A 13,065-nucleotide genomic window follows, 5' to 3' on the forward strand; every position below is an offset into this window, starting at 1 on the left:
AAATCATGAGCAAATACAAAGCGATTATTACCACCGCCGGGGCGGCCAAGATTGCCGCCGCCAGCGCGGGCGGCACGCAGTTGAAAATTGTCCGTATGGCCGTCGGCGATGGGAACGGCACGCTGCCGACACCTAACCCGGCCCAGACCAAGCTGGTCAACGAGAAATACCGCGCGGCGCTCAACGGGCTGACTATCGACAAAAACCTGAAAAATCACATTTTAGCCGAGATGATTATCCCGGCGAACGTCGGCGGATTTTGGCTGCGTGAAATGGGCCTCTATGACGAGGCCGGGACGCTGATTGCCCTCAGCAATATGGCGGAGAGCTACAAGCCGAAGCTTGAAGAGGGCAGCGGCCGCACGCAGACGCTGCGTATGATTTTGATTGTCAGCAGCACCGATGCGATTCAGGTGATTGCCGGTGGCGATACCGTGCTTGCGACAAAAGACTATGTTACCGACGCGATTACCGCGCATGAGAAAACCCGCAATCACCCCGATGCCAGCACCACGGCGAAGGGGTTGGTACAGCTGAGCAGCGCGACAACCAGTACTGACGAAACGAAAGCCAGTACGCCGAAGGCGCTTAAAACTGTCAGCGATGCCAGCCTGAAAAAGGACGCTAATCTGTCCGACCTTACGAATAAAGCCGCTGCACGCGGCAATTTGGCGCTGGGCGATGCCGCGACGCGCAACGTCGGGGTAGAAGGTGGGCAACTGATGGCAGTCGGCGCGTTTGGTCTGGGGGTGGGCGCACGGGCCTTCGATAACGCCTATTGCAACACTGCGCAAATTTACCGGCTGAATGCGACCTCTGAGAACAAGCCGTCGATCGCCGGAAATATTGCGGCTGGGGTGCTGAGCTTGCCATGCGATGCAGCACCCTCTACCGGTTATATCAGCGTGTCGGGGCTGGGACATGGTTTTATTGGGCGTTCTAACAGGCCAGAAAATGGGGTGGTGTGGTCACGGATTTACACCACGGACTACAAACCAACGGCCGCTGACGTGGGCGCATGGAGTAAAACTGAAGCTGATGGGCGCTTTGTGAAACAGGCGGGCGATACCATGACCGGGGCGCTCACGTTGCCGCGTGTGGTTTTCCCCAACGAAGGCGTGCAGGCCTCGAACGCCGACAGTGACCTAACGCGGCCGGACGGTTTCACGCTTGAGCAGCTCGGCGATAAATCAGTCGGCTACCCACTGACTAAAGGCAATCTCGGTAATTTGATGACGTTCAAACTCAACAAATACCGGCATGTCCAATTTGCGATCGGCTCGGGTAATACGGAGTTTTGGCTACGCTCACCGCGCGAAGATAATCCGGCGACGGCTAAGGCTTGGGCGCAGGTGTATACGACTCACTACAAACCGACGGCGGCGGACGTTGGCGCGCTGACCGACGCGCAGGCCGCCCAGAAATACGCGCTGCGCTCCATCAAGGTGAACGGTAAGCCGCTGTCCGCTGATGTGAATTTGTTGGCCGGTGACGTCAATGCATGGAATAAAACCGAAGCGGATGGCCGCTATCTGGCGAAGACCGGCGGGCAGTTAACCGGGACACTAAAGGCCAGCGCGGAGATCCAATCTACCAACATTGATAATTATCGAATGGTCGGCGGCGGGTTCGGTTCCTTCTGGCGCAATGACGGCAACCGGCTTTACCTGCTGCTGACAAAAGAAAACGACCAGTACGGCACATTCAACACCCTGCGTCCGTTTTCTGTGGATGTCAGAACCGGTGCCGCCGCCTTTGAGTCGGGTATTCATATCGGCGGTAACTGGCCTGCGATCACCACATCCAGCGGGACAACGTGGCACCCGGACGGAAACGTTCAGGGTTCAGCTTGGGGTGGCTACCTCAGTGAATGGCTGAAAAACAATATTAACGGCCGTGTTGACTGGGGTTCCTTTGCGAACCGAACGCATGAGGGATCAGGATGGTGGCGAGACGAGAACACCGGCATTCTCCTACAGTATGGCAGGACGTACACGAAGGGGATTAACGAAAGTGCGAACCTGTGGCAGTCGTTCAACATCCCGTTTACCCAATGGGTCGGGCCGATCCTGATGACGCCCGCTTGGCCGGACAGAAGCACCTGGGATCAGTATTACGATTATGGCGTGCAGCTCGGCAGCCATAACACGCAGGGCTTTAACTGGAACAAACAATGCTACAGCAACGACGTGCGCACCGATTGGGATAGCGGCATGACGTGGTTCGCGATTGGGAAATAAAAAATATGTATGTTTATAGTGCTGAAAAGAATGCGTTTTACCCGCTCTCGATGCTGGAAGATTACGCCGCTGTAGGCGCTTGGCCTGATGACGGTATTGATGTTGATGAGGCAGTTTTTCAGGCGTACACCGGCCAGCCGCCGGAGGGGAAACAGCGCGGATCGTCGAAAGGGCTACCGTGCTGGGTGGACATACCACCACCGACCGCCGAACAACTACGCGCCAGTGCTGAGCGCAGGAAGGCATCCTTAATGGCTTCGGCCGCAAAGGCGATGGCACCGTTGCAGGATGCGGTAAAATTGGGGATTGCGACGGAGGAAGAAGCCGCGCTGCTCAAGCGCTGGGAAATATACCGGGTGCAGCTTTACCGCATTAACCCGCAGGACGCCCCGGAGATTGACTGGCCGGTAGCACCCGGCGCCTAAGAAAAAAGCCCGCATCGCTGCGGGCTTTTGTATTTGCGGTATTCCCTGATGTTGCCGCGTCTACTCTTCGACCTTACCCCGCCCGGCTAAAATCCGTCCAATTGATTGCATAGATCAATGCGGCGTTATTGATCGGCGTAAACGATCGTCATTCCCGCCAAGCTCCCCAATCCGGCCCGGTCTGTTGTCTGGTCGGCCTTCCAGCGCCCACCGCGTGCGGCCCGGTGCGTCGGGCGTCATCATGCCTGCACCTACTCACCATGGAGCAAGTTAATGGGCGATTATCATCACGGTGTGCGCGTCGTCGAAATTAATGACGGCACGCGCGTCATCTCTACCGTATCGACGGCTGTCGTCGGTATGGTCTGCACCGGCAAAGATGCCGACCCGAAGCTATTCCCCCTCAACACCCCGGTACTGATTACCGATGTGATTGCCGCTGCCGGTAAGGCCGGGAAATCCGGCACGCTGGCGAAAGCGTTGTCAGCCATTGGCGACCAGTGCAAACCGGTGACGGTTGTTGTGCGCGTCGAAGAGGGCAAGGATGCGGCGGAAACCACGTCAAACATCATCGGCGGCGCGGACGAAAACGGCCGCTATACCGGCATGAAAGCCTTGCTCACTGCGCAGGCCGTCACCGGTGTGAAACCTCGCATTCTGGGCGTGCCGGGGCTGGATTCGCTGGAGGTGGCGACGGCGCTGGCCGGGATTTGCCAGCAGTTGCGCGCGTTCGGTTATATCAGCGCGTACGGCTGCAAAAGCATTTCCGAGGCCATCGCCTACCGCGACAATTTCAGTCAGCGCGAGCTGATGCTCATTTGGCCGGATTTCCTCGCGTGGGATACCACCGGCAACGTCAGCACCACGGCTCATGCCACCGCGCGCGCGTTGGGGCTGCGCGCCAAAATCGACACGGAAACCGGCTGGCATAAAACGCTTTCTAACGTCGGCGTCAATGGCGTGACCGGCATTTCCGCAAGTGTGTTCTGGGATTTGCAGGCACCCGGCACCGATGCCGACCTGCTCAATGAGGCCGGGGTCACCACGCTGGTGCGTAAAGACGGTTTTCGCTTCTGGGGCAACCGCTCTTGCTCTGATGACCCGCTGTTCCTGTTCGAGAACTACACCCGCACCGCGCAGGTATTGGCTGACACCATCGCCGAGGCGCACATGTGGGCGGTGGATAAGCCGGTCACTGCGACGCTTATCCGCGACATTGTCGAGGGCATCAAAGCCAAATTCCGCGAGCTGAAATCCAACGGCTACATCATCGATGCGGATTGCTGGTACGACGAATCGGCCAACGATAAAGAGACCCTGAAAGCCGGGAAACTGTATATCGATTATGACTATACCCCGGTTCCCCCACTGGAAGACCTGACCCTGCGCCAGCGTATCACCGATAAATATCTGGTGAATCTGGCCGCTGGCGTCAACAGCTAAGAGGACGCGTTAAACCATGGCACTCCCGCGCAAACTGAAGTACCTCAACCTGTTTAACGACGGCCTGAGCTATATGGGCGTGGTCAGCTCTGTGACCCTGCCGAAACTGACGCGCAAGCTGGAGAACTATCGCGGCGGCGGTATGAACGGCGCGGCCCCGGTTGATATGGGGTTAGACGACGATGCCCTCAGCGTCGAGTGGACTATCGGCGGTTTCCCCGATGACCAGCTCTGGGCGCAGTACGCCGCCGCCAGTGCGGCATCGGTGCCGCTTCGCTTTTGCGGTTCTTATCAGCGCGATGACACCGGCGATATGGTCGCCGTTGAGATTGTGCTGCGTGGCCGTCACAAAGAGTTTGATTTTGGCGACCAGAAACAGGGTGAGGACACCGAGACAAAAATCTCGACGCAATGCACCTATTTCAAACTGACCGTCGACGGCAAAGAGCGCATTGAGGTGGACACCGTCAACATGGTTGAACGCGTGAACGGCGTCGACATGCTGGCGCAGCACCGTCGCAATATCGGGCTGTAATCACCGGGCGGTCGGCAGGTCCGGCCGCCATTCCCCTGACTAAACTGGAATCACATCATGAAAGACGAAAACATCATCGCCACAACCGAAAACCCGAACGTCGTGAAGTTGGATACTCCCGTCAAGCGCGGCGAAACCTTTATCGATACGGTGACGCTGACCAAGCCCAACGCAGGCACCCTGCGCGGCGTCGGGCTGGCCGCGCTGGCTAACTCTGAAGTCGATGCGCTGATTAAGGTGCTGCCGCGCATGACCTATCCTCCACTGACCGAAAGTGAAGTCGCGGCGCTGGAGCTGCCTGACCTTGTGGCGCTGGCCGGGAAGGTTATCGGTTTTTTGGCACCGAGTTCGGCACGCTAGATTTTCCTGCCGGTTTGTCGGTTGATGACCTGATGGCGGATATCGCGACGATTTTTCACTGGCCGCCGTCAGAGCTTTACCCGATGACACCGCAAGAACTCCTCAACTGGCGCGACAAAGCGCTCCATCGAAGCGGACAAACGAATGAGTAACAACGTCAGGTTGCAGGTGCTACTCAAAGCCGTTGACCAAGCGAGCCGCCCGTTTAAAAGCATCCAGACAGCGAGTAAATCGCTGTCTGCACAAATCCGCGACACCCGGCAAAACCTCAAAGAACTGAACGCACAGGCCGGGCGCGTCGAGGGATTCCGCAAATCGAGCGCGCAGCTTGCCGTCACCGGTCAGGCGCTGGCAAAGGCCAAGCAGGAAGCCGCCGCGCTGGCGGTGCAGTTTAAAAATACCGAGAAGCCGACCCGCGCACAGGCGCAACTGATGGAGGCGGCCAAACGCTCGGCCGCCGAGTTGCAGCTCAAATATAACGGGCTGCGTCAGTCGGTGCAGCGTCAGCGTCAAGAGCTGGCGCAGGCCGGGATTAACACCCGCACCCTCGCCGCCGACGAGCGCCGCCTGAAATCCTCCATCAGTGAGACCACCGCCCAGCTCAACCGCCAGCGGGAGGCGTTGTCGCGCGTCAGCCAGCAGCAGGCAAAACTCAGCGCAGTGAGCCAGCGCTATCAGGCCGGAAAGCAACTGGCGGGCAGTGTGGCGGGCGCGGGCGCTGCGGGAGTCGGTGCGGCAACCGTGGGCGGTTTTGCGGCCAAAAAGCTCCTTACGCCGGGGTATGATTTTGCGCAAAAAAACTCCGAGTTACAGGCCGTGCTCGGCGTGGCAAAAGACTCGGCTGACATGGTGGCGCTTCGCACGCAGGCGCGTCAGCTTGGTGATAACACGGCGGCGTCGGCGGATGACGCTGCCGGGGCGCAAATCATCATTGCCAAAGCGGGCGGCGACAAAGATGCGATCACCGCCGCGACGCCGGTCACGCTCAATATGGCGCTGGCCAACCGTAAAACCATGGAGGAAAACGCCACCCTGTTGATGGGGGTGAAATCCGCATTTGGGCTGGCAAACGACCAAGTCGCGCACATTGGTGATGTGATTTCACAGACCATGAATAAAAGCGCTGCCAACTTCGAAGGGCTCAGCGACACCCTGACCTATGCCGCGCCGGTGGCGAAAAATGCCGGTATCAGCGTCGAGGAAACGGCGGCCATTGCCGGGGCGCTGGCGGATGCCAAAATCACCGGCTCTATGGCCGGTACGGGAAGCCGCGCAGTGATTACCCGGTTGCAGGCTCCCATGGGTAAGGCGAATGATGCATTGGGCGAGCTGGGCGTCAAAACCGCCGACCGCAAAGGCAATATGCGGCCGCTGTTCACCATCCTGAAGGAAATGCAAAGGAGCTTCGATAAAAACAAGCTCGGCACCGCCCAGCGCGCGGAGTACATGAAAGTCATCTTTGGCGAAGAAGCGTCGTCGGCCGCTGCGGTGCTGATGGGGGATGCAGCTTCCGGCAAGCTTGACCGCCTGACCAAGTTGCTCCGGGAGTCTGACGGCAAGACGGAGGAGCTGGTCAAAGTCATGCAGGACAACCTCGGCGGGGACCTGAAAGAGCTTCAGTCCGCCTATGAGGCCATCGGTATCGACATGTATGACCAACTGGAAACGCCTTTCCGTGAGCTGACAACCCGCGCGACAAAATTCCTGCTGAAAATTGACCTTTGGATCAAAAACAACAAAGAGCTTGCCGGGACGCTGGCAAAAGTCGCGCTCGGTGGCCTTGCGATTGTCGGCACTCTGGGGGCGATTGGCTTGGCATCGTGGCCGGTCATCATGGGGATTAACGGTATCATTGCGGTTGCTGGCGCGCTGGGGACGGCCTTTAGCGTGGCGGGCGGGGCCATCATGGCGGTGCTCGGCGCGCTGACGTGGCCGATTGTGGCGGTGGGTGCGGCCATCGTGGCCGGTGCGCTGCTGATCCGCAAATACTGGCAGCCTATCAGCGCCTTTTTCAGCGGCGTTATTGAGGGGTTAAAGGCCGCATTTGCGCCGGTCAGCGAGATGTTCTCCCCGTTGAAACCGATGTTTGATGCCCTTGGAGCATGGCTAAAGGATGCGTGGAAGTGGTTCACGGACCTGATTGCGCCGGTGAAGTCAACGAAAGAGACTCTCGACAACTGTAAAAATGCCGGGGTGGAGTTCGGTCGGGCACTGGCTGATGTGTTGACCGCGCCGCTTCAGCTTTTTAATGCGCTGGGGAGGGGCCTTGACACCATTTTGAAAAAACTCGGCCTCGTAAAAAGTGAAACGTCAGATATTGACGTCAATACGGAGAAAATTAACCCCTACGCCAACGGGGCGAACGGGCGCGGGTATTCCCCGTCGGGTGGCTTGCTGACGGGCGGCTATGTACCGGTTACGGCCGGGGGCGGGAAATCCTATGTGGATAACAGCGTCAATAATTTCCACGTCGGCAGCCAGCACCCCGGCGGAGCCAGCGCGGCGGAAACCAAGCGGATGTTGCTGGACGTGGTGGAAGAACGGGAGCGCAAGCGCCGCGCGGCGCAACGCTCAAATATGGCGACGGATTAAGGGGATATGCTGATGATGCTGATTCTTGGGCTGTTTGTATTCCAGTTGCAGACGGTGCCGTATCAAACGCTGGCGCGCTCGGTGGATTATCGCTGGCCGTCAAACAGCCGCGTCGGCCAGCGGCCTGCGCTGCAATTTCTCGGCGTGAACGAGGAAAAAATCACGCTGTCCGGCGTACTGCTGCCCGAAATCACCGGTGGCAAAATCTCGATGCAACTGCTCGATGCGATGGCGGCCGAGGGCAAGGCGTGGCCGCTGCTGGAAGGGACAGGCACCATTTACGGCATGTTTGTCGTGAACAGCGTCAGCGAAACCCGCACGGAGTTTTTCTCCACCGGCAGCGCCCGCCGCATCGAGTTTACACTCACGCTCACGCGCGTGGATGAATCCTTTACGGCCATGTATGGCGATTTGCAGGCGCAGGCCGAGGGGATGCTCGGTCAGGTGAGCGAGCTGGCGGCCAAGGCGGGGAACATGGCGGGAGGGCTGTTCCAATGATTACCGGGATGACGCTGGATGCCGGGGCAACCATCGCCCCGGCGTTTATGCTCAAAATGGGCGACAAGGACATCACGCACGATATCAGCGCCCGCCTGCTCTCCCTGACGCTTTCGGACAACCGCGGATTTGAAGCTGACCAGTTGGATATTGAGCTGGACGACGCCGACGGTCAGGTCATGATGCCCGGCCGGGGCGCAGTGCTGTCGCTTCATCTTGGCTGGCAGGGTGCGCCATTGTTCAACAAAGGCAATTTTACCGTCGACGAGATAGAGCATCGGGGAACGCCTGACACATTGACTATTCGCGCTCGCTCCGCTGATTTTCGCGGTTCGCTTAATGCCCGCCGGGAAGAGTCTTATCACGACACGACACTCGGTGCGGTGATTGGCAAAATTGCCGAGAGGAACAAGCTGGCCGCCAGCGTTGCGAAAGAGCTGGCCGGGATTAAAGTTCCGCATATCGACCAGTCGCAGGAGTCCGACGCCAAGTTTTTGACGCGACTTGCCAGCCGCAACGGGGCGGAAGTGTCGATAAAAGCCGGGAGGTTGCTATTTATCCGGGCCGGTAATGGCGTGACCGCCAGCGGCAAGCCGATACCGCAGATGACCATCGAGCGCCGTGATGGTGACCGGCATCAATTTGCGATTGCTGACCGGGCCGCGTATACCGGCGTGACGGCGAAATGGCTGCACACCAAAGACCCGAAGCCGCAAAAGCAGCGGGTCAAGCTCAAACGCAAACCGAAGCCTCAGCACCTGCGCGCGCTGCAACACCCCAAGGCAAAGCCGGTTACTGCCAAGAAGACGGCGGCCAAGCTGAAAGAGGCGAGGGAAGGGGAATACATGACCGGCGAGGCCGACAATGTGTTTGCCATCACTACAGTCTATGCCAGCAAGGCGCAGGCGATGCGCGCCGCACTGGCGAAGTGGGACAAGTTGCAACGTGGCGTTGCGGAGTTTTCCATCAGTCTCGCCATGGGGCGCGCAGATTTATATCCGGAAACACCGGTAGCAGTGAAGGGGTTTAAGCGCGTCATAGATGAGCAGGCGTGGACAATCACTAAGGTGACCCACTCACTCAGCGATAGCGGCTACACGACGGCGTTAGAGCTTGAGGTGAAGCTTTCTGATGTGGAGTACGAGGAGGAAATCAAACAAGATTAAATTGATAATAATTCATTGATATTAAAGATAAAAAGTCTAAAATCACTTTATCAATGTTGAATGGTGGAGGTGATAAATTATGTTTCATTGCAATATCTGCGGAACTGCTGCACACGCTCGCTCAAGTCGTTATCTCAGTGAGAACACCAAAGAGCGCTATCACCAGTGTCAGAACATCAATTGCAGCCATACATTTGTCACCATGGAAACCATCGAGCGCACCATTATGAAGCCCGGCCATGTGGTGCCGGTACTGCCGCACCCAAACAATTACGGTCAGCAAAGCATGTTGATGTAACCGAACGAAGAAGCCCCGGAAATCCGGGGCTTTTTTTCGATGTGGTCAACGTGTGGACGTTGGTAGAGATAAATCCTTTTATCTCAGTCGGATAGTTAAGAAATTAGGGCACCATCCCTGTCTTCCCCGCCATGATGGCGGGGTTTTTTTTATCCGACATTTCGCTATATTGAGCGCCACACCTTTTGACCGGGATCCCTTGATGGAACAGCGCTATGCACGCCTGGTAAAGTCCGCTGCGTTGGCCGCTACCGCGCTGGCGTCGTCACTGCTGTTGATCAAAATCGTCGCCTGGTACCACACCGGTTCGGTCAGCCTGCTGGCGGCGCTGGTAGATTCGCTGGTCGATATCGCCGCCTCGCTGACCAACCTTCTGGTGGTGCGTTATTCGCTGCAGCCGGCCGATGCCGAGCACACTTTTGGCCACGGCAAAGCGGAGTCGCTGGCGGCGCTGGCGCAAAGCATGTTTATTTCCGGTTCCGCCCTGTTTTTGTTTCTCACCGGCTTCCAACATCTGTATGCGCCGCAAACGCTGCGCGATCCCGGCGTTGGGGTGGTCGTGACGGTGATCGCGTTGATCAGCACCCTGATTCTGGTCACCTATCAACGTTGGGTGGTCAGAAAAACGCGCAGCCAGGCGGTGCGCGCAGATATGCTGCATTATCAGTCAGATGTCATGATGAATGGTGCTATTCTTATCGCTCTTGGGCTAAGCTGGTACGGCTTCCAGAGGGCGGACGCGCTGTTCGCGCTGGGCATCGGCGTTTACATCCTGTATAGCGCGCTGCGCATGGGCTACGAAGCGGTGCAGTCGCTGCTGGATCGGGCGTTGCCGGATGACGAACGCCAGGCGATTATCGAGGTGGTTTCCTCCTGGCCCGGGGTGAAAGGCGCGCACGATCTGCGCACGCGGCAGTCGGGGCCGACGCGTTTCATCCAACTGCATCTGGAGATGGAAGACACGCTGCCGCTGCGCGAGGCGCACCGGTTGGCCGATCAGGTGGAACAGGCGCTGCGGCACCGTTTTGCGGGGGCGGACGTCATCATTCACCTGGATCCGTGCTCCGTGGTGCCGCCGGGTAGGCAGGGGCATTGGGAGCTATAATCAGATAGAGGCACAGATCGAAGTATTATCATGAATATCTGAGTTAGCTCAGCGTGCCATGCGGTATTTTTACCGTTATATTGCGTGACTTGAATCAATTCAGCTGGGTGTTTTTGATATAATATCCAGCAATAAGCCGTAAAGCTGGTTTTCTGCAGCCGGAGAGGTTTCAAGACGATCGGCGGAGACAGAATTCTTAAGAAATTGCATCTACACAGTTCAGAGGTAGTCATGATCAAGAAAATCGGTGTACTGACGAGCGGCGGTGATTCGCCGGGTATGAACGCTGCAATCCGCGGCGTTGTGCGTTCTGCGCTTTCAGAAGGTCTGGAAGTTTTTGGTATTTACGATGGCTACCTTGGCTTGTACGAAGATCGCATGGAGCAGCTGGATCGCTATAGCGTATCCGACATGATCAACCGCGGCGGCACCTTCCTCGGCTCTGCCCGCTTCCCGGAGTTCAGGGATGAAAACGTGCGCGCCAAGGCGATTGAAAACCTGAAGAATCGCGGCATCGACGCGCTGGTGGTGATCGGCGGCGACGGTTCCTACATGGGCGCCAAACGCCTGACGGAAGAAGGCTTCCCGTGCATCGGTCTGCCGGGCACCATCGATAACGACGTTGCCGGCACCGACTACACCATCGGTTACTTCACCGCGCTGGAAACCGTGGTGGAAGCGATTGACCGCCTGCGCGATACCTCCTCTTCGCACCAGCGTATCTCCATCGTGGAAGTGATGGGCCGTTACTGCGGCGATCTGACGCTGGCGGCGGCGATTGCCGGCGGCTGCGAATTCATCGTGCTGCCTGAAATCGAATTCAATCGCGAAGATCTGGTGTGCGAAATCAAGGCCGGTATCGCCAAGGGTAAAAAACACGCCATCGTGGCGATCACCGAGCACATCTGCGACATCGATGAGCTGGCGCGCCACATCGAGCAGGAAACCAAGCGTGAAACCCGCGCCACCGTGCTGGGCCACATTCAACGCGGCGGTTCACCGGTTGCCTACGACCGCATCCTGGCCTCGCGCATGGGCGCCTACGCCATCGAGCTGCTGCTACAGGGCTACGGCGGCCGCTGCGTCGGTATCCAGAACGAAAAAATGGTGCACCACGACATCATCGACGCGATCGAAAACATGAAGCGTCCGTTCAAGGGCGACTGGCTGGAAACGGCGAAAAAACTGTACTGATACGCCGCTCACCGCACGACAAAAGAGCCTCCGCTTGCGGGGGCTTTTTGATGCCCGTCGGCGATATATTCCGTAATCATCTATCCCAAAATTTTTTATTCTTTAATTGCCGGGAAAGTTTCTGGCAGGCTCTGATGCTAAACCAACCGATTGAGGTTGCGCTTAATTTTCTGGGAGAGCCTGTCGATGCGTAAATGGGGTGTAGGTCTGACATTGGTGCTGTTGGCGTCCGGCGCCATGGCGAAGGATATTCAGTTGCTGAACGTGTCATACGATCCGACGCGTGAATTCTATCAGGCTTACAACACGGCATTCAGCAAGCACTATCAGGCGGAAACCGGCGACAAGGTGACGGTGCGCCAGTCGCATGGCGGATCCGGCAAACAGGCGACCTCGGTGATCAACGGCATCGAGGCCGACGTGGTGACGCTGGCGTTGGCCTATGACGTCGACGCCATCGCCGAACGCGGGCGCATCGAGAAAGACTGGATCAAGCGCCTGCCGGACAACTCGGCGCCTTACACCTCGACCATCGTCTTCCTGGTGCGCAAAGGCAACCCGAAACAAATTCACGACTGGCCCGATTTGATCAAGCCGGGCGTGTCGGTGATCACCCCGAACCCGAAAACCTCCGGCGGCGCCCGCTGGAACTACCTGGCCGCCTGGGGCTACGCGTTGCACCACAACAACAACGATAAGGCCAAGGCGCAGGACTTCGTCAAAAACTTGTACAAGAACGTCGAAGTGCTGGATTCCGGCGCGCGCGGCGCGACCAACACCTTCGTTGAGCGTGGCATCGGCGATGTGCTGATCGCCTGGGAAAACGAAGCGCTGCTGGCGGAGAAAGAGCTCGGCAAAGACAAGTTCGAGATTATTACGCCGAGCGAATCGATCCTGGCCGAACCGACGGTGTCAGTGGTGGATAAGGTGGTCGATAAACGCGGTACCCGCGACGTGGCGACCGCCTACCTGAAGTATCTGTATTCGCCGGAAGGGCAGACCATCGCGGCGCAGCACTATTACCGTCCGCGCGATGCGGCGGTGGCGGCCAAGTTTGCCGGGCAGTTCCCGCAGCTGAAGCTGTTCACCGTGGATGACACCTTCGGCGGCTGGACCGAAGCGCAGAAGGTGCACTTCGCCACCGGCGGCGTGTTCGACGAGATAAGCAAACGCTGATGCCGGTTGAGCGGCAATAAAAAACCCCGGCAA

At 58.0% G+C, this 13,065-nt stretch carries 13 protein-coding genes; all 13 read left to right on the top strand.

Annotation, left to right across the window (positions count from 1 at the left end; translation table 11 throughout):
- Positions 1-5: 5 nt before the first annotated feature.
- The 13 genes from REA38_RS18270 (at position 6) to REA38_RS18330 (ending at position 13,032) form a co-directional block, all read left to right on the top strand.
- Positions 6-2,240 carry a phage tail protein gene (locus tag REA38_RS18270; RefSeq protein WP_308886380.1) on the top strand — a complete coding sequence of 745 codons (2,235 nt, stop codon included), beginning with the start codon at positions 6-8 and terminating at the stop codon, positions 2,238-2,240.
- Positions 2,219-2,665, top strand: a complete 447-nt coding sequence (locus tag REA38_RS18275; protein WP_308886381.1) for a tail fiber assembly protein — start codon at positions 2,219-2,221, stop codon at positions 2,663-2,665. The genes REA38_RS18270 and REA38_RS18275 overlap by 22 nt, the downstream gene beginning before the upstream one ends.
- A 273-nt stretch (positions 2,666-2,938) precedes the next feature.
- Positions 2,939-4,108, top strand: a complete 1,170-nt coding sequence (locus REA38_RS18280; RefSeq protein WP_308886382.1) for a phage tail sheath protein — start codon at positions 2,939-2,941, stop codon at positions 4,106-4,108.
- Positions 4,109-4,124: 16 nt separating this feature from the next.
- Positions 4,125-4,643 (top strand): phage major tail tube protein, encoded by a 519-nt coding sequence (locus REA38_RS18285; protein ID WP_021504042.1) that lies wholly within the window; start codon positions 4,125-4,127, stop codon positions 4,641-4,643.
- 57 nt (positions 4,644-4,700) lie between these two features.
- Positions 4,701-5,003, top strand: coding sequence for a phage tail assembly protein (locus tag REA38_RS18290; RefSeq protein WP_048321692.1), 303 nt, complete (start codon positions 4,701-4,703; stop codon positions 5,001-5,003).
- Between the two features lie 32 nt (positions 5,004-5,035).
- Complete coding sequence (locus REA38_RS18295; RefSeq protein ID WP_071796738.1) at positions 5,036-5,155, top strand: GpE family phage tail protein; 120 nt, start codon at positions 5,036-5,038, stop codon at positions 5,153-5,155.
- On the top strand, positions 5,148-7,595 hold the full coding sequence (locus tag REA38_RS18300) for a phage tail tape measure protein (protein ID WP_308886385.1): 2,448 nt from the start codon (positions 5,148-5,150) through the stop codon (positions 7,593-7,595). Before REA38_RS18295 ends, REA38_RS18300 begins: the two co-directional genes overlap by 8 nt.
- 12 nt (positions 7,596-7,607) lie before the next feature.
- The gene (locus tag REA38_RS18305) at positions 7,608-8,093 is read left to right on the top strand and encodes a phage tail protein (RefSeq protein ID WP_033652271.1); all 486 of its coding nucleotides are present in this window, start codon (positions 7,608-7,610) and stop codon (positions 8,091-8,093) included.
- Positions 8,090-9,259 (top strand): phage late control D family protein, encoded by a 1,170-nt coding sequence (locus REA38_RS18310; protein ID WP_308886386.1) that lies wholly within the window; start codon positions 8,090-8,092, stop codon positions 9,257-9,259. The genes REA38_RS18305 and REA38_RS18310 overlap by 4 nt, the downstream gene beginning before the upstream one ends.
- 79 nt (positions 9,260-9,338) lie before the next feature.
- Positions 9,339-9,557, top strand: coding sequence for a DNA-binding transcriptional regulator (locus tag REA38_RS18315; protein ID WP_033643461.1), 219 nt, complete (start codon positions 9,339-9,341; stop codon positions 9,555-9,557).
- A gap of 202 nt (positions 9,558-9,759) precedes the next feature.
- Complete coding sequence (gene fieF, locus REA38_RS18320) at positions 9,760-10,662, top strand: CDF family cation-efflux transporter FieF (RefSeq protein WP_033654534.1); 903 nt, start codon at positions 9,760-9,762, stop codon at positions 10,660-10,662.
- A 231-nt stretch (positions 10,663-10,893) separates the two neighbouring features.
- A complete protein-coding gene (gene pfkA / locus REA38_RS18325) occupies positions 10,894-11,856 on the top strand; it encodes a 6-phosphofructokinase (RefSeq protein WP_004931116.1) in 963 nt (320 codons plus the stop codon).
- Positions 11,857-12,042: 186 nt separating this feature from the next.
- A complete protein-coding gene (locus REA38_RS18330; protein WP_033636447.1) occupies positions 12,043-13,032 on the top strand; it encodes a sulfate ABC transporter substrate-binding protein in 990 nt (329 codons plus the stop codon).
- The last annotated feature ends 33 nt before the right edge of the window (positions 13,033-13,065 follow it).

This window comes from Serratia sp. MF1(2023) (genome assembly GCF_030954545.1).
In the GTDB taxonomy this organism is placed as follows: domain Bacteria; phylum Pseudomonadota; class Gammaproteobacteria; order Enterobacterales; family Enterobacteriaceae; genus Serratia; species Serratia sarumanii.

What these genes read in the sequence shown, in the direction of transcription:
- fieF (WP_033654534.1), top strand. Translation starts at nt 9,760, where the DNA reads ATGGAACAGCGCTATGCACGCCTGGTAAAGTCCGCTGCGTTGGCCGCT.
- REA38_RS18305 (WP_033652271.1), top strand. Translation starts at nt 7,608, where the DNA reads ATGATGCTGATTCTTGGGCTGTTTGTATTCCAGTTGCAGACGGTGCCG.
- REA38_RS18270 (WP_308886380.1), top strand. Translation starts at nt 6, where the DNA reads ATGAGCAAATACAAAGCGATTATTACCACCGCCGGGGCGGCCAAGATT.
- REA38_RS18290 (WP_048321692.1), top strand. Translation starts at nt 4,701, where the DNA reads ATGAAAGACGAAAACATCATCGCCACAACCGAAAACCCGAACGTCGTG.
- pfkA (WP_004931116.1), top strand. Translation starts at nt 10,894, where the DNA reads ATGATCAAGAAAATCGGTGTACTGACGAGCGGCGGTGATTCGCCGGGT.
- REA38_RS18315 (WP_033643461.1), top strand. Translation starts at nt 9,339, where the DNA reads ATGTTTCATTGCAATATCTGCGGAACTGCTGCACACGCTCGCTCAAGT.
- REA38_RS18330 (WP_033636447.1), top strand. Translation starts at nt 12,043, where the DNA reads ATGCGTAAATGGGGTGTAGGTCTGACATTGGTGCTGTTGGCGTCCGGC.
- REA38_RS18280 (WP_308886382.1), top strand. Translation starts at nt 2,939, where the DNA reads ATGGGCGATTATCATCACGGTGTGCGCGTCGTCGAAATTAATGACGGC.
- REA38_RS18310 (WP_308886386.1), top strand. Translation starts at nt 8,090, where the DNA reads ATGATTACCGGGATGACGCTGGATGCCGGGGCAACCATCGCCCCGGCG.
- REA38_RS18285 (WP_021504042.1), top strand. Translation starts at nt 4,125, where the DNA reads ATGGCACTCCCGCGCAAACTGAAGTACCTCAACCTGTTTAACGACGGC.
- REA38_RS18300 (WP_308886385.1), top strand. Translation starts at nt 5,148, where the DNA reads ATGAGTAACAACGTCAGGTTGCAGGTGCTACTCAAAGCCGTTGACCAA.
- REA38_RS18295 (WP_071796738.1), top strand. Translation starts at nt 5,036, where the DNA reads ATGGCGGATATCGCGACGATTTTTCACTGGCCGCCGTCAGAGCTTTAC.